The sequence below is a fragment of the Thermococcus sp. 4557 genome (genome assembly GCF_000221185.1).
GTDB lineage: Archaea > Methanobacteriota_B > Thermococci > Thermococcales > Thermococcaceae > Thermococcus.
Map to the genome: position 1 here is coordinate 908,074 of NC_015865.1, position 19,713 is coordinate 927,786.

At 57.7% G+C, this 19,713-nt stretch carries 36 protein-coding genes and 1 tRNA gene; all 37 read right to left on the reverse strand.

Annotated elements, in window-relative coordinates:
- Positions 1-9 precede the first annotated feature (9 nt).
- Positions 10-459 (reverse strand): 30S ribosomal protein S13, encoded by a 450-nt coding sequence (locus tag GQS_RS04735; RefSeq protein WP_014012528.1) that lies wholly within the window; start codon positions 457-459, stop codon positions 10-12.
- Between the two features lie 39 nt (positions 460-498).
- A tRNA-Ser gene (locus GQS_RS04740) sits at positions 499-585 on the reverse strand.
- Complete coding sequence (locus GQS_RS10820) at positions 571-1,158, reverse strand: class I SAM-dependent methyltransferase (protein WP_014012529.1); 588 nt, start codon at positions 1,156-1,158, stop codon at positions 571-573. Before GQS_RS10820 ends, GQS_RS04740 begins: the two co-directional genes overlap by 15 nt.
- A 22-nt stretch (positions 1,159-1,180) precedes the next feature.
- A complete protein-coding gene (locus GQS_RS04745) occupies positions 1,181-1,807 on the reverse strand; it encodes a hypothetical protein (RefSeq protein ID WP_238515823.1) in 627 nt (208 codons plus the stop codon).
- Positions 1,808-1,881: 74 nt separating this feature from the next.
- Positions 1,882-2,886, reverse strand: coding sequence for an RNA-guided pseudouridylation complex pseudouridine synthase subunit Cbf5 (locus tag GQS_RS04750; protein ID WP_014012531.1), 1,005 nt, complete (start codon positions 2,884-2,886; stop codon positions 1,882-1,884).
- A 5-nt stretch (positions 2,887-2,891) separates the two neighbouring features.
- Positions 2,892-3,071, reverse strand: a complete 180-nt coding sequence (locus GQS_RS04755; RefSeq protein WP_048056526.1) for a hypothetical protein — start codon at positions 3,069-3,071, stop codon at positions 2,892-2,894.
- A 75-nt stretch (positions 3,072-3,146) separates the two neighbouring features.
- Positions 3,147-3,398 (reverse strand): 50S ribosomal protein L14e, encoded by a 252-nt coding sequence (locus GQS_RS04760; RefSeq protein ID WP_014012532.1) that lies wholly within the window; start codon positions 3,396-3,398, stop codon positions 3,147-3,149.
- A 13-nt stretch (positions 3,399-3,411) separates the two neighbouring features.
- Positions 3,412-3,993: a (d)CMP kinase gene (cmk, locus tag GQS_RS04765; RefSeq protein WP_014012533.1), complete on the reverse strand. Its 582-nt coding sequence runs from the start codon at positions 3,991-3,993 to the stop codon at positions 3,412-3,414.
- A 19-nt stretch (positions 3,994-4,012) separates the two neighbouring features.
- The gene (locus tag GQS_RS04770) at positions 4,013-4,285 is read right to left on the reverse strand and encodes a 50S ribosomal protein L34e (RefSeq protein WP_014012534.1); all 273 of its coding nucleotides are present in this window, start codon (positions 4,283-4,285) and stop codon (positions 4,013-4,015) included.
- Between the two features lie 42 nt (positions 4,286-4,327).
- Positions 4,328-4,855, reverse strand: coding sequence for a DUF106 domain-containing protein (locus GQS_RS04775; RefSeq protein ID WP_014012535.1), 528 nt, complete (start codon positions 4,853-4,855; stop codon positions 4,328-4,330).
- On the reverse strand, positions 4,848-5,438 hold the full coding sequence (locus tag GQS_RS04780; protein ID WP_014012536.1) for an adenylate kinase: 591 nt from the start codon (positions 5,436-5,438) through the stop codon (positions 4,848-4,850). The genes GQS_RS04775 and GQS_RS04780 overlap by 8 nt, the downstream gene beginning before the upstream one ends.
- 76 nt (positions 5,439-5,514) lie before the next feature.
- Complete coding sequence (gene secY, locus GQS_RS04785; protein WP_014012537.1) at positions 5,515-6,960, reverse strand: preprotein translocase subunit SecY; 1,446 nt, start codon at positions 6,958-6,960, stop codon at positions 5,515-5,517.
- A 35-nt stretch (positions 6,961-6,995) separates the two neighbouring features.
- Positions 6,996-7,442: an uL15 family ribosomal protein gene (locus GQS_RS04790; RefSeq protein ID WP_014012538.1), complete on the reverse strand. Its 447-nt coding sequence runs from the start codon at positions 7,440-7,442 to the stop codon at positions 6,996-6,998.
- A gap of 11 nt (positions 7,443-7,453) precedes the next feature.
- Entirely contained in the window at positions 7,454-7,921 is a 468-nt protein-coding gene (locus GQS_RS04795) for a 50S ribosomal protein L30 (protein ID WP_014012539.1), read from the reverse strand.
- Between the two features lie 11 nt (positions 7,922-7,932).
- Positions 7,933-8,640 (reverse strand): 30S ribosomal protein S5, encoded by a 708-nt coding sequence (gene rpsE, locus GQS_RS04800; RefSeq protein ID WP_014012540.1) that lies wholly within the window; start codon positions 8,638-8,640, stop codon positions 7,933-7,935.
- Entirely contained in the window at positions 8,637-9,242 is a 606-nt protein-coding gene (locus GQS_RS04805; protein WP_014012541.1) for a 50S ribosomal protein L18, read from the reverse strand. Before GQS_RS04805 ends, rpsE begins: the two co-directional genes overlap by 4 nt.
- Before the next feature lie 10 nt (positions 9,243-9,252).
- Entirely contained in the window at positions 9,253-9,699 is a 447-nt protein-coding gene (locus tag GQS_RS04810) for a 50S ribosomal protein L19e (RefSeq protein ID WP_014012542.1), read from the reverse strand.
- Between the two features lie 10 nt (positions 9,700-9,709).
- A complete protein-coding gene (locus GQS_RS04815; RefSeq protein ID WP_014012543.1) occupies positions 9,710-10,090 on the reverse strand; it encodes a 50S ribosomal protein L32e in 381 nt (126 codons plus the stop codon).
- A 10-nt stretch (positions 10,091-10,100) separates the two neighbouring features.
- Entirely contained in the window at positions 10,101-10,655 is a 555-nt protein-coding gene (locus GQS_RS04820) for a 50S ribosomal protein L6 (RefSeq protein WP_014012544.1), read from the reverse strand.
- Between the two features lie 10 nt (positions 10,656-10,665).
- Entirely contained in the window at positions 10,666-11,058 is a 393-nt protein-coding gene (locus tag GQS_RS04825; protein WP_014012545.1) for a 30S ribosomal protein S8, read from the reverse strand.
- An 11-nt stretch (positions 11,059-11,069) separates the two neighbouring features.
- Positions 11,070-11,240, reverse strand: coding sequence for a 30S ribosomal protein S14 (locus GQS_RS04830; protein ID WP_014012546.1), 171 nt, complete (start codon positions 11,238-11,240; stop codon positions 11,070-11,072).
- Between the two features lies 1 nt (position 11,241).
- Complete coding sequence (locus tag GQS_RS04835) at positions 11,242-11,793, reverse strand: 50S ribosomal protein L5 (RefSeq protein ID WP_014012547.1); 552 nt, start codon at positions 11,791-11,793, stop codon at positions 11,242-11,244.
- 11 nt (positions 11,794-11,804) lie between these two features.
- Positions 11,805-12,536, reverse strand: coding sequence for a 30S ribosomal protein S4e (locus GQS_RS04840; protein ID WP_014012548.1), 732 nt, complete (start codon positions 12,534-12,536; stop codon positions 11,805-11,807).
- Positions 12,536-12,901: a 50S ribosomal protein L24 gene (rplX, locus tag GQS_RS04845; protein WP_014012549.1), complete on the reverse strand. Its 366-nt coding sequence runs from the start codon at positions 12,899-12,901 to the stop codon at positions 12,536-12,538. The genes GQS_RS04840 and rplX overlap by 1 nt, the downstream gene beginning before the upstream one ends.
- Before the next feature lie 10 nt (positions 12,902-12,911).
- Positions 12,912-13,337, reverse strand: a complete 426-nt coding sequence (locus GQS_RS04850) for a 50S ribosomal protein L14 (protein WP_014012550.1) — start codon at positions 13,335-13,337, stop codon at positions 12,912-12,914.
- Positions 13,338-13,342: 5 nt separating this feature from the next.
- Positions 13,343-13,678, reverse strand: a complete 336-nt coding sequence (locus GQS_RS04855; RefSeq protein WP_014012551.1) for a 30S ribosomal protein S17 — start codon at positions 13,676-13,678, stop codon at positions 13,343-13,345.
- The gene (locus GQS_RS04860) at positions 13,675-14,052 is read right to left on the reverse strand and encodes a ribonuclease P protein component 1 (RefSeq protein ID WP_014012552.1); all 378 of its coding nucleotides are present in this window, start codon (positions 14,050-14,052) and stop codon (positions 13,675-13,677) included. Before GQS_RS04860 ends, GQS_RS04855 begins: the two co-directional genes overlap by 4 nt.
- Positions 13,938-14,204 carry a stress response translation initiation inhibitor YciH gene (gene yciH / locus GQS_RS04865; protein WP_206204241.1) on the reverse strand — a complete coding sequence of 89 codons (267 nt, stop codon included), beginning with the start codon at positions 14,202-14,204 and terminating at the stop codon, positions 13,938-13,940. Before yciH ends, GQS_RS04860 begins: the two co-directional genes overlap by 115 nt.
- 36 nt (positions 14,205-14,240) lie before the next feature.
- Positions 14,241-14,441: a 50S ribosomal protein L29 gene (rpmC, locus tag GQS_RS04870; protein ID WP_014012554.1), complete on the reverse strand. Its 201-nt coding sequence runs from the start codon at positions 14,439-14,441 to the stop codon at positions 14,241-14,243.
- Positions 14,428-15,060: a 30S ribosomal protein S3 gene (locus tag GQS_RS04875; RefSeq protein WP_014012555.1), complete on the reverse strand. Its 633-nt coding sequence runs from the start codon at positions 15,058-15,060 to the stop codon at positions 14,428-14,430. The genes rpmC and GQS_RS04875 overlap by 14 nt, the downstream gene beginning before the upstream one ends.
- Positions 15,061-15,065: 5 nt before the next feature.
- The gene (gene rplV, locus GQS_RS04880; protein WP_014012556.1) at positions 15,066-15,536 is read right to left on the reverse strand and encodes a 50S ribosomal protein L22; all 471 of its coding nucleotides are present in this window, start codon (positions 15,534-15,536) and stop codon (positions 15,066-15,068) included.
- Positions 15,537-15,546: 10 nt separating this feature from the next.
- Positions 15,547-15,948, reverse strand: coding sequence for a 30S ribosomal protein S19 (locus tag GQS_RS04885; RefSeq protein ID WP_014012557.1), 402 nt, complete (start codon positions 15,946-15,948; stop codon positions 15,547-15,549).
- 5 nt (positions 15,949-15,953) lie between these two features.
- Positions 15,954-16,673, reverse strand: a complete 720-nt coding sequence (locus GQS_RS04890; protein ID WP_014012558.1) for a 50S ribosomal protein L2 — start codon at positions 16,671-16,673, stop codon at positions 15,954-15,956.
- Positions 16,674-16,686: 13 nt separating this feature from the next.
- Positions 16,687-16,947 (reverse strand): 50S ribosomal protein L23, encoded by a 261-nt coding sequence (locus GQS_RS04895; RefSeq protein WP_014012559.1) that lies wholly within the window; start codon positions 16,945-16,947, stop codon positions 16,687-16,689.
- A 6-nt stretch (positions 16,948-16,953) separates the two neighbouring features.
- Positions 16,954-17,721: a 50S ribosomal protein L4 gene (rpl4p, locus tag GQS_RS04900; protein ID WP_014012560.1), complete on the reverse strand. Its 768-nt coding sequence runs from the start codon at positions 17,719-17,721 to the stop codon at positions 16,954-16,956.
- Positions 17,722-17,731: 10 nt separating this feature from the next.
- Complete coding sequence (locus GQS_RS04905; protein ID WP_014012561.1) at positions 17,732-18,775, reverse strand: 50S ribosomal protein L3; 1,044 nt, start codon at positions 18,773-18,775, stop codon at positions 17,732-17,734.
- Between the two features lies 1 nt (position 18,776).
- Complete coding sequence (locus GQS_RS04910) at positions 18,777-19,547, reverse strand: putative RNA uridine N3 methyltransferase (RefSeq protein WP_014012562.1); 771 nt, start codon at positions 19,545-19,547, stop codon at positions 18,777-18,779.
- Between the last annotated feature and the right edge of the window lie 166 nt (positions 19,548-19,713).

Genomic DNA, 19,713 nt, shown 5'->3' on the forward strand with positions numbered 1-19,713 from the left:
TACATCACCTCACTTCTTCCTTCTGCTCACACCGAGGGTGCTGCCGTGCCTGAAGTTCGACCTGGTCCTCTGGCCGCGGAGCGGGAGGCCGAGCTCGTGCCTTATGCCGCGGTAAGCGCGTATTCTCCTGAGCCTGTTAACGTCCTCACGCCAGGCCATGACGAGCTTGGCGGTGATGAGGTGCATGTCCTTGCCGGTCTCGTAGTCCTTCTGCCTGTTAACGGCCCAGGCGGGTATACCGTGGGCGATCGGGTCCTCGAGCACCTTCTCAATCTTCTTGACCTGCTCGTCGGTCAGGTAACCGGTCTTCATGTACGGGTCGATTCCTGCAACCCTGAGCACCATCGTAGCGAAGTTTATGCCTATACCCCTGATGCCCGTGAGGGCCCATCTCAGCTGCTTATTTCCGTCCAAATCAACTCCCGCTACACGGACGATGTGTCTGAAGTTGTCCGTCATTACGAATACACCTCCATCTCAATCCTTCAGAGAGGATTTTGGCGCCGGGACGGGGATTTGAACCCCGGTGTCCAAGCGGACACGGGCTCTCAAGGCCCGCGCCATCCCAGGCTAGGCGATCCCGGCATACACGCGGTAGCCGCTCCCCTTAGCCAGCTCTCTCACTTCGGTGAAGTGGTCATCCATTAGAGCCTTAATATACTTTGCCCCCTGCTTCGTCTTAATCACCAGCTGCAGGAGGCCTCCATCGTTGAGATGCCGGGGAGCGTTTATAACTATTTCCCTCAGCACTTCCTTCCCCGCGTGTACCGGGGGATTAGTGATGATCGCGTTGAACCTTTCGCCCCTGACGGGCTCGTAGAGGCTTCCCCACCTCACCTCGGCGTTTCTAACGCCGTTGATTTTTAAGTTTTTCCTCGCTATGCTAACCGCGCGCCTGTTCACGTCGGTCATGACGACATGGCTCACGAAGCGCGATGCAGCAATTCCTATCGCCCCGTAGCCGCAGCCCAGGTCGAGGACGCGCCAGCCCTCATCGAGTATCATGCTCTCTATGAGCAACTCCGTTCCCCTGTCGAGCTTCCCGAATGAAAAGACCCCACTGGCGGTTATGAACTTGAAACACTGCCCCCTGAGGCAGACCTCTATGGTCTTCGTCTTCAGTGGAACGTTCGGCTCTTCTGAGTAGTAGTGGCTCATGTGGGGTGCTTCGTTGAGGGGTTTATAAAGGTGAACCTCCAGCCAAACGCCAGAGGGTGTCCCCAACCACAGCTCCAACGAGCATGAAGGCCGTTCCGAGGGACATAACGATTAGGACCTTCTTAACCCCCAGCGGTGCCGGCCTTTCAACCACCGGCGTGCGGGCGGATAGTATCATGCCGTAGAGCCCCATGGCACCCCCGCCGAGCAGCACCAAGCCGCTCCAGGCACCGTTCAGGACCATTTCGATGAAGAATCCAAAGATTGCTCCAAAGAGGAAGAACTCACCGCGCGACATCGGCACTATACGATGAGCCAGGTAAAGCCCCGTCCCAATCCCCACGAAGACCGGAACGGATATCGTCAGATCGTGCGCCAAGCTTGTCGCCCTGCCCCCGAGTCCACCCCCGTTCAGGGTTACCAGCGTTTCCTCAAACAGCGCCATCAGAAAAACGGCAAGAAGATACGCGAAACCTGGATGGTTCCCAGACCACTCCGATTTTCCAAAAACCCTGGGTAAAGCTACCGCCGTGAGCCACACGAGGAGGAGTATCACCGAACTGAGGACGTTTCTGGGGGAGCACTCAAGAAGGCCGAGGAGCAGAAAGAGCAGAACATCGAGCCAGAACCAGAGGAGGATGAACCTCACAAGGAGCCCTACCCCTCGGGTCTCAACCGGGGAAGAAAAGGTATCGAGAAAGTGAAAAAGCTGGGACAAGTCCCTCACCAGAGTTTGGGATACCAGTCCCTTGGCATAAAGACCTTGTCCACGTCAACCGCTATACCCTTGCTCCGCTGGAGCATCTCACCGCTTGTCATGGTGGCCTTGCCGAGTGCAACGAGTTCATCCTTGAGGGTCATGACCGCAACGAGGTCGCCCCTCTTGATGCCCTTGTTGAGCTTCACTATTCCCGGAACGGCCAGGTCGGCACCGTAGGTTACAGCGGCAACGGCAGAGTCCCTAATCCACACCTTGGGGAGATGCTCAACGGCTTTCTCCATCGGCTGGATGGCCTTCCTGAAGTACTCCTCGATGCCGTCGTCCTTCCAGAAGTGATAGTAGTCTATGAGGTCGTGGAGCGTCACGAGGGTTTCGTCCTCCTTGAAGGGACCACTTCTCGTCCTCCTCAGCTCGGCCATGTGCGCTCCAACTCCCAAGGCAAGGCCTATGTGGTGGATGAGCGACCTGATGTAGGTTCCTGCTTCGACTCCAACGCGGAAGAGGACGTCCTTACCATCGATCTCGAGTATCTCAATGTAGTAGACCTTCCTCGTCCTCAGCCTTCTCTTGACCGCGCTCCTCAGGGGCGGCCTCTGGATTATCTCGCCCTCGAATTCCTTCATAACCGCGCGGATTTTATTCTCAGGAACGTCACCGTGGAGGTGCATCAACGCGACATACTCCTTTCCAGCAGGCAGGAGGGCCTGGACGACCCTTGTGGCCCTCTCAAGCGCCACAGGCAGAACGCCGCTGACCTTCGGGTCGAGGGTTCCGCCGTGGCCGGCCTTGTTCAGGTCGAAGAGCCTCTTGATCCAGGCAACGACCTCATGGCTCGTCGGTCCGGGGGGCTTGTCGAGGTTTATTATCCCGAACTGCATGTGCATCTCCATGGGCCTCTTCTCCGGCGGAAAGCCCCACTTCGGATTCGTCTCGGCCTTCTCGTCCTTAACCAGAACCTCTCGCTTTATGTCAGCGGGAAGGATCCTCCTCACTTCGTCCCTCGCCATGAGCATCACCCGATGAGCGTTATCGCCCTAAGTTCGGAATAGCGCCTTATAAACCTGAGCTTAGTATTTGAACCTGCAGGTGAATGCCGAGCAATCCCCATAACGTGGTATCCGTTCCCTACGAGTCCCTCGACGAGAAGTCTCTCAATATTGCCGGTGGCACAGGTAACGAGTGCCGTTCTCATGCAACCACCGGAAGAACTTCGAAAAGCGACTTAAAAGCGTTGAGAAGTAAGAAGAGGCCAGAAGGCCTCAACAATTCACTCGAGGCTGATTCCAGCCTGCTCAAGGGCGGCCTTGACGGCCTCGTCGTCGGCGCCGCGCTCGATGCTGACCTTCTCCGGAAGGGGCTCGAGGTGCTTGACGTTCATCCTCCTGCGCTTGACCTTGTTGAGGCCAGCGCCGGTAACGAGGACGAAGTTCCTGTCGATGACGTCAACGACGACGACCTTCTCTCCGGCCCTCCTTCCGGCGATTATAACGGCAAGCCTTCCGACTTCCATAGCTGGCATTCATCCCACCTCCTCATCTTTTGTTGCCCGGGTTTGCACCCGACCCCGCGTCACCGTCGGGGTATAGGTGGTCGATGGCGGCCTTCACAATCGCGAAGACGCCATCGGGATTCCAATGGGCGGTATTTATGATCAAGTCATAAATCGACTTGTCGTCGATGTCAATTCCATAGAGGTTTAAATACCTTTTCCTGTTGCCCTTCTCACGCTCGGCAATTCCCACAAAGGCCTCCTCAACGGAGACTCCCTCACGGCGGGCAACGCGCCTTGCACGCTCCATCATGGGGGCGTCGAGCCATATCTTAAGGTCTGCCTCCTTGACCATCCAGCCTGCGAGGCGGCCCTCAATAACGACGTTGCACTCCTTGGCTGCCTCCACCTGCCTCCTGTCAACCTCGCGGTCGATCTCGGGGTGAAGCTCGGCGTACTCCTGGAACTCCTTCAGGGTCATGCCCATCTCCTTCGCCATCTGCCGGAAGATGAGCCCGGCGTAGATGTGTTTGAACCCGTAGTGCCTGGCGAGATTGCGGCAGAGAGTGGTCGTTCCCGAGCCTGCCAGGCCGCTGACGGTTATCACGAGGCAGCCCTTGGGCATATTAGCACCTCATCCGAAATCAGAGGGCAACGCCCGCCCTGACCTGGGCCTTCATGACCTTCCTCATGCAGCTCGGGCAGAGGTTAGCGTAGGGCCTCTCCGGCCTCTTGGCGGTCTTCGGGAGCTTTCTGAGTTCGCTGGGCCTGCCGCGCGGGAAACCGTTGAGCGGCCTGCCGCACATGGCGCAGTGGGCGACCTTGGGCTTCTTCCTCTCGAAGTGGACGACGGTCCTTCCGCCAGGGGTCCTGACGTACTTCCTTCTCCATGACCTTGACCTGTACATCGGCTTCATTCTTCTCACCTCGCCTTTCCTTTCAGGAAATCGTTTTTAAATTTAACCCATATCGAGGAGCTTCCTGAGAACGTAGCCGGTTATCATGGACGTCATGATGTACCATCCAACGTAACCGAGCTCGCTGGCTGGAAGCCCCGAGTGATAGAGGCCGTGGAACCAGTCGAAGAGGAAAAAGTCGAAGGGTGACTTCACGATACCAACCTCGACGTACCACCTCCTGAGCCAGCCGAAGAATATCCAGAATATCGGCAGCGTCAGGAGGGTAACCTTGAACATCTGATCCTTCATGACCTCACTCTGAAGCTTCATGAGCTCCATCTGCTCCTGCTGGAGCTTCTTGAGCTTCTTCTCATCCTTCGCAGCCTGGGCTTCCTTGTACTTCTTCTGGAACTCCTTGCTCTTCTTCTGGAGCATTTTCATCTTGTTCTGGTCCACAAGGACGTAGTTCAGTATCGTGAAGAACCCACCGAGGATTATTCCCGATACCGTGACCACCACTATTGGGTGGTATGACTGTATCATAGGTCCGAATATATTATCAAGGAACGCGTATATCCCCTCAATCATATTCTCCCACCGCCAGATCAAGTACTTCAACAAGCTCGTGAACGGCCTCTTGGAGGCCCTTATCCTCATGATTCTCGATTATCTTTATGAGCGCGTTGGAGTGCATCGCGTAGCTGACCGCGGCGGCGCGGTTCAGGTCTTGGTGCCTCTGTATCTGCTCCTCGGTCTCCACGTCACGGTCGCGCTTCAGGTCGCGCAGACGCCTTCCTAGTATCTCGCTCGGTGCCGCCTCGATTATGACGATGAAGTTGGGGTTTATGACCTCGATAACCTCCCTGGGGAAACCGAGGAGGTAGCCCACTGGCGTCCTTATCGTCGCATGGGTGTCGATCAGGACGGGCTCGCGCTGGGACATCTCGACTATCCTTCTCGCGGCCTTCATCTGAAGCTCTTTCTGGACGTTTGGGTCCAGCTTCCTCATCTCATCCCTGTGCCTCACCAGTCCCGCCCCGACGGCCTCGTCGAACATCAGGTCTCCGAAGTTGACGAGCCTGAACTTGGCCCGGGACTTCTTGAGTGCGAGCTTGGTTATGGTGCTCTTCCCCACCCCTGGAATTCCTGTTATCATGACCACAAACGGCATCACGCTCACCCAGGAAGGTTTCTGGAGAAAGTAACAGGACCGAGTTTAAAAGGTTTTGTGAAAGAAAAGAAAGGGCTCACTTCGTAAAGAACTTCCTGAGTGCGGGGAACATCTCAGTGGCCTGCTCCCTCGCAATCTCCTCGTAGAGCCTGTAGAGGATACCGACCGTAAGGAGGATTCCCGTTCCGGTACCGAGGGCACCCAGGAAGTCCGCCAGCACTGCGACTATCGCCAGCGTGAACGAACCCCAGAAGGTAACGTAGGGAATGTACCTGTTGAGCACCCTCTCGAGTATCCTCGGGTCGCGCCTGAACCCTGGTATCTGCAGCCCTGCCCTCTGAAGCTGTCTGGCGATGCTCTTGGCGTCAAGGCCCGTCAGCTCGACCCACAGGAATCCGAAGAGTATTGCCCAGAATATCGTCATCAGCGCGTAGACGAGGGCCCTTCCGGGGTCGGCTATGACGTGGTAGATGTCCCTCGGCGGGTAGAGGTAGGTGACGAATCCCGTAAGCGGGTATCCGTTCTCATCAAACGTTCCGAGGAAGGTGTAGCCGTAGTTGTTGAGGAGCCTGGCCCAGAGCTGGATGTTTGAGTAGAGGGCGAAGGTGAGGATGATCGGTATGTTGCTGACGTACATGAACCTTATCGGGTACCTTCCGCGGACGGTGACGCGGCCGTAGCTGAGCGGTATCTCAACGCGCATGCTCTCGAGGTAAACGACCACGAGGAACACCACTATGGTGGCAAGGACGTCCATCATGTCCGGCAGGGTGCCCCTGTAGAGGGCTCCGGTTAAGTCACCGTGGAGCAGGTGCTGTATGAACGCTGGAATGGCACCGATTATGGCGGGGCCTCCGGTGACCGGGTCCATGTACTGGCTGGTGGTGAACGGGTTGAGCGCCTTGGTGACGACGGTCTGGGAAACACCCGCGGCGATGAAGAGACTGATACCGCTTCCTATTCCCCACTTGCTAACAAGCTCGTCCAGGAGTATGAGCATGACAGATGCAAAGCCGAGCTGGAGTATTATGAGTATTCCAAGACCCAGGCCTATGTAAACCTGTCCGGCGGGTGTCGTTACTGTCTGGAACGCTCCGAGTCCCATGTCAACCTTACCAAACGCACCTGCGAACACGTAGATGGCCGCCTCGAAGAAGCTCATAAACACTGCGAAGAGCTTCTGGCTGGCCTGGTAGAATCTCCTATCCTCATGATTCGAGAGATCGAGGTGAACTATCTCGGAACCGACGAGAAGCTGCATGATAATGCTCGCGGTGACGATCGGACCGATACCAAGGGTCAGGAGGGAACCGCTCCTTCCCGCAAGCACGAATCTGAGCGTGGCAAAGTAGTCCTGGATCTGGGCGGGAATTCCGTAGAGCGGAATCTCCGCGAGAATGAAGTACAGCAGCAGAACGATCCCTGTCCACATGAACTTTTCCTTAAGCGGCACGTGCCTCTTGGGCCGCTCAACCTCTGGGAAGTACCTTTCAATCGCGAACACTACGTTTCTGAACCCCATGATTAACACCCGCCAAAAGTTAAATTAAAGGGGAATCAGGCGAGGAGAACCTCGCCGCCAGCGGCCTTGATCTTCTCCTCGGCCTTTGGGGTAACGTAGTAGGCCTTAACAACGAGGGGCCTGCTGAGCCTGCCGGTTCCGAGAACCTTGTCGACGCCGAGCTGGGTGGTGTCAACTACGACCTTTCCCTCCTCCTCGTAGGCGACGCCCATGTCAAGGAAGAGGGTGAGGTTCTCGTCTATGTCGCTGAGGTTTATGGTATTCGGGGTGTACTGGACGGCCTTGGGCCTGTGGAAGCCGCGCTTGCCGAGGTGGTCCGGGGCGTACTTGATGACCCAGGTCCACTTGGTGTTCTTCCTCTTTCCGGTTCCGGCCATTCCCTTACCGCCCTTGCTACCGCCGCCGCGGTGCTTCTTCTTGCAGCCCCATCCGTGAGTGTGACTTCCGCGGAGCTTCCTAACCTTCTTCTTCCTCCTTATCATCTCTCGCCACCTCAGAGCATTCTCTCAATGAGCTCGTTTATCTTCTCGCCGCGGTAGCCGAGCGCTCCGCCCTCTTTGAAGGTGCGCTTCTTGCCGCCCTTGAGGCCGCCCCTCGGCGGGTGGAGCCTGAAGACCGGCTTGATGCTCGGGAGGTCCGTGAGCTTCATCTCGCCATCGACAACCTTCTTGGCGAACTCCTCGATGGTCATGCCGAGCTTCTCCTGAACGTACTCGTCGGTAACCGGCTTGTTGCCGATGAGCCTGCCCCTCTTCCTGAGGAGGGCGGCGAGGGTCTCGGCGTCGATCTCTCCCCAGGTGATGTAGTCCTTGACCTTCTGAACCATTCCCTTGTAGCTCGGGTTGTCGTCGACGAGGACGAGGTGGTTTATCCTGTGGAGGCGGAGCATGGCGAGGGTGTCCCTGACCTCACCCTTCGCCCTTATCCCGCTCCTAAGCCTGATGAGTGCGAGCTTTGCCATCTTTTCTCACCTCACTCAACCTGGAAGCTGGTGGACATCTCCCTTCCAACGATTATGCCGTAGCGCTCGATGTCCTCCGGCTTGACGGCGACGCTGTTGGTGTTGTAGAGCGCGTTGAAGACCGCCTTAGCGAAGTTAACGGTGGTCCTCGTCTCACCGAGGGTCTGGGACCAGACGTCCTGGACGCCGGCGAGGCTGAGTATCTTCTTGCCGACGTCACCGATAACGAGACCAAGTCCACGCGGTCCCGGCATGAGCTTGACGCGAACGCTTCCCTCCTTGCCCTCGACGGCGAACGGGATTGAGTGCGGCCTCCTGCACCTGCACTCCCATGAACCACAGCCGCGCTTGATCTCGATGATGTTCATCTTGGCGTAGTTGATGGCCTTCCTGATGGCTATTCCAACCTCCTTCCCGTGGCCGATTCCGAGGCCGACGTAGCCGTCCCTGTTGCCCACAGCGGCGAGAACCCTGAAGCGGATCCTCCTGCCGCTGTCGGTCATCCTGACGGTGAGGGCTATGTCGAGGACCTCCTGGTTCTCCCTCATGTTGACCTCCGGGAGGAGGACGTCAACTATCTCCGGCTCCTTGATCTGGTAGCCCTTGCGGAATATCTCGTGAATGTCAGTTATCTGACCCTCCTTGACGAGCCTGCCGAGCTTGGTCCTCGGCTCCCACTCCTCAAGGACGCGCTGAGTAATCTCTCTCGGGTCGCTCATTCTCTCGCCCCCTCAAACTTCTCGATTATCTTAGCCTTAACATCCTCAAAGTGCTCGGGGAGCTTCTCGGGCTCGAGGCCCTTGACGAGGTAGCCGCTGAACTGCTTCCTGTAGAGGGCCTCGTCCTCCTCCTTGAGGGCCTTGGCGTAGTTCGCTATGTGCTCGCCGGTTATCCTGTAGTCCTCAGGGTAAATCTCCTCGCTGTGCGGAACGTCCAGGCCCGCATCAACGGCTCCCTTGAGGACGGCGAAGATGCTTGAACCCCTGGTCGGTGGGTGGAGACCTATGTCAAGGATGGCCTCCTCGATGCCGGCCTTCTTGGCCTTGTAGCCTATCAGGAGACCGAGCAGGTAGGCGCTCGGGGTGTTGCCGCCGTGGCCCTTCCAGCCGAAGTCCCTCATGAGCTCCCTGGTGTGAGCCGAAACGACAGTCCTGTCGCCCTTCGGGTCGTAGACGACGATCTGGGCGACGTGGTGGTTGAGGGTCTTCCTCACGACAAGCCTGGGCTTTCCAGACTTGAGGAGGGCGAGCCTCTTGTGATAGTTAGTCTTACCCTCTCTCCTTCTCCTGAACGGAACCCTATACCTCGGTCCGTGTGCCATCTCTCTCACCTCACTCCTTCAGTATGTCGTGCTCCTGCATGAACATGTAGAGCTGCCTCTTGTTCTTGAACTGACCGCCCTTGGCGCGGATGTAGAGCCTCCTGTAGGTGTGCTCGTCGAGCTTGCCCTCGGCCTTGAGCTTCCTGAGCTCCTTCCTGAGGGCCCTTATGGTCATCATCCAGCGCTCCTTCTTGCCCATCCTGGCGGTCTTCTTACCCTTCTTGCTTCCGGGGCCCCTGTGGCGGCCCTTCTTCCTGGCCTCCTGGTAGACCCTGGCACGGGCCCTGCTCTGGCCCTTAACGGGCTTCTTCTTGATGACGCCGTCGTTGATGAGCCTCCTCACGTCCTCCCTGGTTATGGCGGCGGCGACGTCGTCAATCCTCTCCGGGTCAATCCAGACCCTGTTCTCACCGCACTTCAACAAATCAGCGGCAATCCTTCTCTGCATCTTGAGCATGAGCCTCACCTCACGGGTTGAGTACCTTCACGCCGAGCTCCCTGGCCCTGGCGAGTATGGCCTCTCTCTTCCTGGCACCAACGGTTCTCGCTATCCTTGCGGCCTGCCTGGTCGGGTCGATGGCCTCTATCTCCTTGACGTTGTGGACGAGGACTTCCTCGTACCCGCTCGGGTGGAGACCGCGAACGGCCTTCGGGGAGCTCCAGCCGATGCTGGGTGAGCGGGGCTTGCCCTTCTTCTTGAGCCTCATCTTGCTGTCGATTCCCTTGGGCCTGCGCCACTTCGGGTCGTTCTTGAACTTGGGGAACCTCCACCACTCCTGGCGGAGGAAGCGGGGCTTCTTCCTCTTGATCCTGGCCCTTATCCTAAGGAGTCTCGCCTTCTCGTTCATTTCTCACACCTCAGAACTTTATCGGCTTACCAGCCTTCTCAACGATGTAGATACCATCCTGGAAGACACGCCTGTCCCACTTGGTTATCTTGGTGGCCTGCTCGATGTTGGCCGCGGTCTGGCCAACCGCTTCCCTGTCTATGCCCTCAACGATGACCTCCTGGCCGGAGACCCTGACGGTGACTCCCGGAAGGATCTTCGCCCTCCTCGGGTTCTTCTCACCGAGGAAGTTCTCGATGACGACCTCGTTGCCCTGGACCTTGACGGTCATCGGGAAGTGGCTGTAAACGACCTTGAGCTTGTAGGTGAAGCCCTCGGTGACTCCCCTGAGCATGTTCGCTATGTGGGCCTTGAAGGTCCTGGCTATGGCTATGTCCCTCTTCCTCGGGAACTCCTTGAAGACGACGACCTTGCCGTCCTCGGTGAATATCTGAACGCCCGGATACTTGAGCTCCCTCTTGAGCTCGCCCTTGGGACCCTTGACCTTGACGGTGTTCCCCTCAACGGTGACCTCGACTCCCTCTGGAATCTCAACCTCTTCCCTTACCCACGCGTCTATCGGCATCTCTCTCACCTCAGTAGACGTAGGCTATCAGCCTTCCGCCGATTCCCTTCTCGATGGCCTCTTTGTGGGTCATGACGCCCTGGGAGGTCGAGACGATGAGGATACCGAACTCGAAGGCCGGAAGGAACCTCTTCTCCCAGGCCTCGTACTCCCTGGCCTTGACCGGGAACCTCGGCTTTATCGCTCCAGCCTTGTTGATCTTACCTATGAGCTGCACCCTGTAGATGCCGGCCCTTCCGTCGTCTATGAACTCAAACTCGCCGATGTAGCCGTTCTCCTGCATAACCCTGAGGACCTCTCCCATGAGTTTGGAAGCCGGCTTGAGGTAAACCTCCTCCTTACCGACCCTCTCGCTGTTGGTTATGTGGGAGAGAGCGTTCGCCAGCGGATCAAGCAACGTCATCTCCTCTCACCTCACTCGTACTTCTTAAAGCCCAGCTTGGGGGCTATCTCTCTAAAGCAGTGCCTGCAGAGCATAAGGCCGTGTATCCTGATTATCGGGCCGTACTGGCCGCAGCGCATGCACCTTCTCGCGCCCTTTCCAAACTTCCTGGGCTTCCTCTTGTTGTAGTCAGCCTTCGCCATCTCACAATCCCTCCACGGTAACCTTAAACTCCTCAATAGCGAAGACGATACCCTCCTCCTTGGTCAGCTTGTGCTTGGTCGGGAGCTTCTTCCTCTGCCTCTTCCTCTTGGCGACCCTGTATCCTGGCCTGTCGAGGGTAACGCAGACGTCCATACCGAAGATGCCTATCTCCGGGTCGTACTCAACGCCCGGTATGTTGATGTGCTCCTGAATTCCGAAGCAGAAGTTGCCGTGCTCGTCGAAGTTGCTCGCCTTGAGCTTCCTATCAACGGCCTCGAGGAGCCTGTTCAGCATCTCCTCGGCCTTCTTGCCGCGGAGGGTGACCTTAACCGCTATCGGCTCTCCGCGCCTGATTCCGAAGTCCTTGTTGGTCTGCTTGGCCCTTCTCCTTATGGGCTTCTGGCCGACGAGCTGCTCCAGCATCGTCTCGGCCTTGGTGAGCCTCTCACCGCTCTCGCCAACTCCAATGTTGATGGTAAGCTTAGCGATCCTGGGCTTCCTCATCGGGTGAGCTTCCCAGTCCGCTAGGATAGCCTCTCTGTTGATCTGCATCTTATCTCACCTCACGGAAGGGAAATCTCCGGCTTCTCCTTACCAACGACGAAGGCGTACTCCTTCAGGGTGTCGAAGAGCTCTCCGTTCTCGTCCTCGATGGTGACGACGTCCGGCCATCCCATCGGGAACTGCCTGACCTCGACGACCTTACCCTTCCTGGCGACGTTCTTACCCTGGGTAACGAAGACGTAGGCACCGACCTCGAACGGGAGAACCTCGATGACCTCCCTCTCGGGAACCTTCATGAGGACGGTGCTGGCGGTCATGTACCTGTCCTTCTCGTCCATGGTGACGAGGTGGTTGCTTCCGTCGTGGAGGTTGAGCTGAACCTTCGCTCCCTTGACCATGCGCTTGTTGCTTATCCTGAGCGGCTTGATGTTGGCCTCCTTCTCGCTTATCGGGTGGAGTATGAGCTTGCCGATCCTGTTCGGAAGAACCCTGTAGTGCTCGCCGGTCTCGGGGATGGAAACGACGTCCATGATTCCGACCGGGAACTTGTAGTCCTTCCTAACGCGGCCGTCAACGAGGATCTTGCCCTCGTTGAGTATCTTCCTCGCCTCGCGGGCGGTCTTGGCGTAGCCGAGGTAGTCCCTGACTATGTAGAGCAGCGGGATCGAGGTCCTCATGCTGTGCGGACCCGGCCTCGGCCTGACCGCCCACTTGTAGGTCTTCCTTGAGATGTACCACTGATTGGGAGCGGCAAGCCTCTTAAGGTGCCTCTTAGCGCCTTTCCTCGCCATCAACCAGCCCTCCTCTTAATTATCTTCTCTCTCCTCTCATCGTCGAGGTTGAGTTCGATTATCATAACGTTCGACGGGTGGAGCGGGTAGTAAACCTCGGTTCCGTCGGTCTTCTTGTGGGTAACGCCCTCAACGTGCACCCTGTACCTCTTGAGGTCAACCTCAACGACCTTGCCTTCCTTGCCCTTGAAGTCTCCGCGCATCACGCGGACCTTGTCGCCCTCCCTGATCGGAAGGCTCCTCACGCCGTACTTGTTCCTGAGATCCTCGCTCAGGGTGGCGGCCATTACCTTGCTCCTAAGGTGAAGGGGAGCGTTGTAGAGGAACTTCCTCTGCTTCCTCGGCTGCCTGGTCTTCAACTTCATCTTTCTCACCTCACAACACTATGCTCGCTATGCTGCCGAGCCTTACCCAGCGCTCGGCGGCCTCCCTGGCTATGGCACCCCTGATCTCGGTTCCCCTCGGGACACCCTCGGGGGTAACTATAGCTGCAGCGTTGTCCTCGAACTTGACGCGCATTCCGTCAAGGCGCCTGTACTCCTTCCTCTGCCTGACGACGACGGCCCTGACAACCTGGTGCCTGATGTCAGGCCTTCCCTTCTTGACGGTGGCAACGACCATGTCGCCGACGCCGGCAGAGGCGAGCCTCCTCCTGGTGCCCTTGTAGCCAACGACGCCTATGATCTGGACGACCTTGGCGCCGCTGTTGTCGGCGACCTTGAGGTAAGCGCCTATCGTAAGAGCGCGAGTCGGCCTGACCGGGCTAATTCCTCTCGTAGCACCTGCCCCCTTCTTCGCCATTCATATCACCTCTCGCCAGCTCTCTTGGTGACGGCAACGACAACCCAGCTCTTGGTCTTGCTTATCGGCCTGGTCTCGGCGATGAGAACCCTGTCACCGACCTTGGCGTCTATGCACTCCGGGTTGTGAGCGTGAACCTTGCTCCTCCTGAGCTCATACCTCTCGTACTTCTTGAGGTAGTGGTAGTGCTGCCTCTCGACGACGACGGTCTTCTTGCCCTTGTCGCTGACGACGACACCCTCGAAGTACCTGCCGTGTATCCTGAGGTGTCCGTGCCAGGGGCAGTGGGGATCGTCACACTTCTCAGCGGGAGGCTGAACCTTCAATCCAATCTCTCTCATTTTCGCCACCTCTTCTTCAATCTCATCTCGGGTCTTCCAATCAGTTCCTTTCCGTTGATCCGGATTCTTTTATCGCCAACTTCAAACTCGAGCTCCGCCACGTCCTTCGGGATAACCCAGACCCTCTCACCGCCGATGGTGAGGGTGTTCCTCGTCTCGTCAAGGACGTAGCCCTCGATGCCAACCAGCTCTGGATGAGATGCCCTTATAATTTTTGCTTTCAGCCCTATGAGCTCGCCCCAGATGATGTTTTTCTGATTCACTCGATTTCTATCAAGTCCTCGGAAAATCCAAGGTCTCCGAGCAACTTCTTGACCCTTTCTCTGTGGTCTCCCTGGAGCTCTATCCTTCCCTTCTTGACAGTTCCGCCGCATGCCAGCTTCGCCTTCAGCTTCTTTGCTATATCATCCAGGTCGAACTCCTTCTCGTCTATGCCCTCGATTATGGTTTTAAGCTTTCCGTAGCGGGCCTTCTCTATGTACACTCTAATTCTCTGCTGCTCCTTCAGGACCTCCTTAAAGAGCATCTCATCCAGAGGGTTAACAATCCTTGGCACCGAACCTCACCTTTTCTCCCTAAGCTTCTCCTTCTTTATGGTAAGCAGGCGCGCTATGTCGCGCCTGAGGTTGCGGATGACCATGGGGTTCTCTATGGAGGCCCCCATGGTGAGCACACCCCTCTCCTTGGCGAGCTCGAGGCGGAGCTCCCTGAGCTTCTTGTCGATCTCCTCGATGCTCATCTCCCTAATCTCACTCGGCTTCATTGGTGCTCACCTCTTCCTCAACGAGCTTCTCTATGACCTCAATCTCGTCCGGGAGCTTGGCGTCGGGCGGCATGATGGAAACCTTAACACCGATGACACCGAGCTTGAGCCTGGCCTGGGCGTAGCCCTTGCTGACAAGGGTCTCGGCCGGGTTTCCAACCTTGGCGAGGTAGCCCTGGTAGAACCTGACGCTCTTGGCCCTCTCGCCGGTGAGCTTTCCGCTGAGGCGGATCTCGACACCCCTCGCCCCGTTCCTCATTATGGCCCTGATGGCCGAGTAGGCGGCCCTCCTGAAGTGGACGCCCCTCTCAAGGGCCTGGGCGAGCCTTACTGCCTGGACCTTGGCGTTGAGGTAGGGGTTCTTGATCTCCTCGACCTCGATCTGCGGGTTCTCGAGGTTGAACTTCCTCTCGAGTATCCTGGTGAGCTCCCTTATGCGCCTGCCGCCCCTGCCTATGACGTAGCCGGGGTTGGCGGCGAAGATGGTGACCTTGGTTCCGAGCGGGGTCTTCTTGATGTCGATTCCACCGTAGCCCGCTCTGCGGAGCTCCTTCTCGAGGTACTCGTCGATGAGCATATCCCTAACGTTCTCCTTGATGAAGTATCTCTCGATCGCCAAAAGTCTCACCTCCTAATCTCCTCAACGACTATCTCGATGTGGGTGGTCTGCTCGTTGAACGGTGTGGCCCTTCCGAAGGCCCTCGGGATGTAACCCCTGAGGACCGGGCCCCTGTGCGCTGCCGCGTGGATTATCTTGAGCCTGTCGGGGTCGAGGCCCTTCTGCTCGGCGTTGTTCTTGGCGTTGAGGAGGACCTTCTTGACGGCCTTGGCGACCTTGACCGGGTACCTACCCGGACCGAAGCCCCTGCCCGGCTTGTGGCCCTGGCTGTCGTTGTGGCGCTTCATCGGAACCGGCCTCTTGAGAGCTATGACGTCGTCGAGGTACCTGAGTGCGTCGTTGACCATCATTCCCCTGATCTCCCTGAGGAGCTCGACGCTGTGCTTCGGGGATATCCTGAGGTCCCTTCCGCTGGCACGAGCCATCTTCTCGGGGTCAAAATTTTGGAATGAGTAGGAAAACCTGCCCCTGCTCATCTATACCACCTCACTTGACCGCCACGAACATCGATGACCTGGTCGCACCGACACCAGGTGAACCGTGCTGGACGACCTTCCTGGAGAGGGCGAACTCGCCGAGGTAGTGGCCGATCATCTCCTCCTTGATCTCTATCGGGATGAACTCCTTTCCGTTGTAGACGTGGATGGTCATGCCGACCATCTCGGGGAGTATAACCATGTCCCTGCTGTGGGTCCTTATCGGCTTGTTGTACTTGCCCTTCTTGGCAAGCCTTATCTTCCTGAGGAGCTTCTTCTGCTCCGGGCTGAGGCCCCTCTTGAGGCTCCTCCTCTGCCTGGCCGGGAGGAGCTTGGCAAAGTCCTCGAGTGACATGTTGAGCAGTTCCTCGAAGCTGTAACCCCTGTACTTAAACTCCTTCTTTCTCGCCATCTTCATCACTTCCTCCTACCAGTTCTTCTCGCGGCTATGTGACCGACCTTCCTTCCGGGCGGGGCACGCCTCGAAACGGTGCTCGGCCTGCCGATGTGGTGCTCCTTACCACCGTGCGGGTGGTTGACGGCGTTCATCTTGACACCCCTCGGCTTCGGCCAGAACCTGTTGCGAGCCTTGGCTATGTAGTAGGCCTTACCGGCCTTGACGATTGGCTTCTCGAGCCTACCGCCACCGGCAACGACACCGATGGTGGCCCTGCAGGTCGGCTTGAACTGCTTGAGCTCACCGCTCGGAAGCTGGACTATGACCTTATCTTTCTCCCTGCTGACGACGAGCGCGTAGGCACCGCCGGCCCTGACGTACTTGCCGCCGTCGCCCGGAACTCCCTCGATGTCGTAGACGTAGCTTCCCTCCGGTATCATGGCAAGCGGGAGGGTGTTGCCGATCTTGATTGGAGCGTTCGGCCCGATGGCTATCTCTTCGCCGACGAGGACTCCTTCCGGAGCTATGATGAGCTTCTCCATGCCGTTCTCGAACTTGACCCTGGCGACCGGGGCGGTCCTTCCCGGGTCGTGGAGTATCTCGACGACCTTGCCGACGAGGGTCTTCTCCTTGGTAAGGTTGAGCGGAACGTACCTGACGGCACCCCTGTACCTGTGGGAGGGGGCCCTAAAGGTCGTGGTTCCCTTACCTCTCCTCTGCTGAATCAGACTCTTTCCCATCTCACTCACCCCGTCAGAACAATCCTATCCTGGCAGCAACCTCACTTGCGCTGTACTCAGGCTTGAGCTTCACATAGGCCTTCTTCTCGCCCTTCATGGTCACGAGGGTGGTGACCTTCTCGACCTTGACATCGAACATCGCTTCCACGGCCTTCTTGATGTCCTGCTTGGTGGCGCGCTTGTCGACTATGAAGGTGAGCTTGTTCTCGTTCTCGATCATGGCCACGGCCTTCTCCGTGACGACCGGCTTGACGATAACCTTGTACGGATCCATCTCTCATCACCCGTAAATCTCCCTAAGCCTCTCTATGGCGCCCTTGGTCCAGACCGTGAGCCTTCCCGGGTGGGTACCCGGAGCGAGAAGCTCAACGCCGAGGTTCTCAACGGTGACGACGTCAACGCCCGGGTGGTTCCTGGCACCCTGGACGATTCCCTCGTTCTTGGCAACGACGACGAGCGGACCCTTGGCCTTCTTGTAGCGCCTTCCGCGCATCTTACCCTTACCGGCCCTTATCTTGGTGTTCTTCTTGGCCCTCTCGATGTCGTCCCAGACGCCGAGCTTCTTGAATATCTCCCTGGTCTGGGCGGTCTTGAAGACCTTCTCGAGGTCGTCGGTGACGACTATCGGAACCTGCGGAACGTTGTCAACGATGTGGCCCCTGGCCCTGACGAGGTCGTAGTTGGCGGTTGCGGCGATGGCGCTCATTATGGCCAGCCTGCGCTCCTTCTTGTTGATGTCCTCCCAGATGACCTTCTCGACCTTGGGCGGGTGGGTTCTCCTTCCACCCCTCGCGAAGGGGACGAAGGCGGCAAACCTCGGGGAGGTCTTTATCCTCTCAACCCTGGCCATTCCGTGGCCCTTTCCGATGTTCTCGGTGACCCTTCTCTTGCCGGCCTGCGGGTCCCTGCCCTGCGGCTGTATCCTGTGGGTCCATGAGGCGATGACAGCCCTCCTGATGAGGTCGGGCCTGAACGGAGTGGCAAAGACCTTCGGAAGCTCTATCTCCTCCACAGGCTCGCCTTCGAGATTGAAAACCTTAACCTTCATTTATCTCACCTCACTGCTTGGATTCCCTACTGACGTAGGTTATCTGCGGCCTCTCAACCGGCGGCCTCTTCTTCGGCGCCCTTATAGCCGGCCTGACCCTGATGATCCTCTTGAAGGCTCCCGGAACGGTGCCCTGTATCATGAGGAAGTCGCTCCTTATGACACCGTAGTGCGGGAAGCCGCCCTTCGGGGTGATCTCTATTTCCTTCTTGTCACCGAGCTTGAGAACGCCGTTCTCACCTATGGCGATGAGCCTCTTGTTGAACTCGGTCCTGTGGTGGAAGCCCATCTGACCCGCGAGGGGGACGGTCCACATGACCCTGGTCGGGTGCCACGGACCGAGGTTACCGATGTGCCTGGCCTTGCCAGCCCTCTGGGCCTTGTGGAACTGTATCTTGACACCCCAGCGCTTGACCGGGCCCTGGGTTCCCTTACCCTTGGTGACGGCTATGATGTCGAGGAGCTCACCCTCGTGGAGAACCTCGCTCGCGCGGAGCTCCTTGCCTATCTTCTCCTTGGCGTAGTCGAACTTGGCCTTGACGTCGTCGCCACCGATGGCGTACTCCATGACCTCGGGCTTCTTCTTGAGCTTGATGAGCCACGGCTGGGTGTGGACGAGAAGCCTGACATCAACTATCTCGCCGCTCTCGATAAGCTCCTCAAGCTGGGCAAGCTTGGCCTTGAAGGCTTCCTCGTCGTAGTTCTTCGGCAGGGTCTTTATGCGCCTCTTGACGTGGTCGTTGAGCTCGTGGAACCAGACCTCAGTGGCGGTCTCGAGACCGAGGTAGCCCTGCCTGTAGGCCCTGATGCCGTAGACGAAGAGCGGCGGGACCTCGACTATCGTGACCGGCATGAAGATCTCCTTGCCCTTGGTGAGCCCTGGCCTGTCGTCGATCATGAGGACGTGGGTCATGCCAGCCTTGTAGCCGGCGAAACCGAGCATCCTGACCTCACTGTCCTTCGGCCACTTCTTGATTCTCGGGACTATGCTCCTAGCCCTCTTTCTCGGGGAGTAAGCCAGTGAACCTCTCCTTGGCCTGTGTATTTTTCCCATCTCAATCCCTCCTTATGAGATTAAACACAGCGAGTGTGGCCAACACGGCCTCCTCGGTGCGGACGGTGGCCGTCCGCTGATTTGGGATGGTGTTGAGGATTAGATCAAAGTCATATTCCTCCTCGCCGAGGAGCTCCATCACGCCTTTCCTCGGTGAGCCAAACACGAATCCGACCTCCCCCTCAAGCGGGGGAAGCTTCACCTCTCGAATGTCACGCCCCTTCCTGGAGGTGGCAATCGCCAAATCCAGCCTGGCCTTTTTAAGTGTTTTTGCCAGTGACTTCCTAGTTAGATGCACCCTGTACCCCCAGTATTCCTCCGGCTTCGCTGGTATCACTCTGAGCGGCCTTACCGAGACGATTCTGAACGTTGCGCGTCCCTCAACGTCCCCCTCCACCGCGGCGAGGTCGTCGAGGCCGATGTCCGCGTAGGTTCTCCTTCCCTTCCGGAAGGCAAAGCCCTCGCGGATCTCTCCGACCCTCGGTTTCCCCTTGAGCTTGTGGTGGGGAGTCCTCAGCGGCGGGATGACGCCGACGTACCTGAGCTCAGGCATGAGGGGGAACAGCCTCTTTCTGAGGTACTGGGGCGTTTCCGCGTACTCAAGGATCGTTTTGATGAACCTTCCGTCCCTGCCGCCGGCCCTGTAAACCCACACGTGCTCAACGCCGAAGATTGCAGCGGCCCTGGCTATCTGCCCAACCTTGTACGTCCTGATTTTGGGGTCGTCGGTCTCTTCAAGGAGCGAATCTGGAATGAAGATGTGCCAGGCCATTTTTCCGTCATCCTTTGCTGTGGGTACTTTAACGCTGAAGTGGGGTCTATGGAGACTATTTAAAAGGCTTTCGAACCGTTCCACCCTTTTTTGGGTTGGGAGGTATACAAATTTTTTGCAAAGCAAACTTCGCCTTCGCGAAGTTTGATCAAAGCTGGCATGCCTT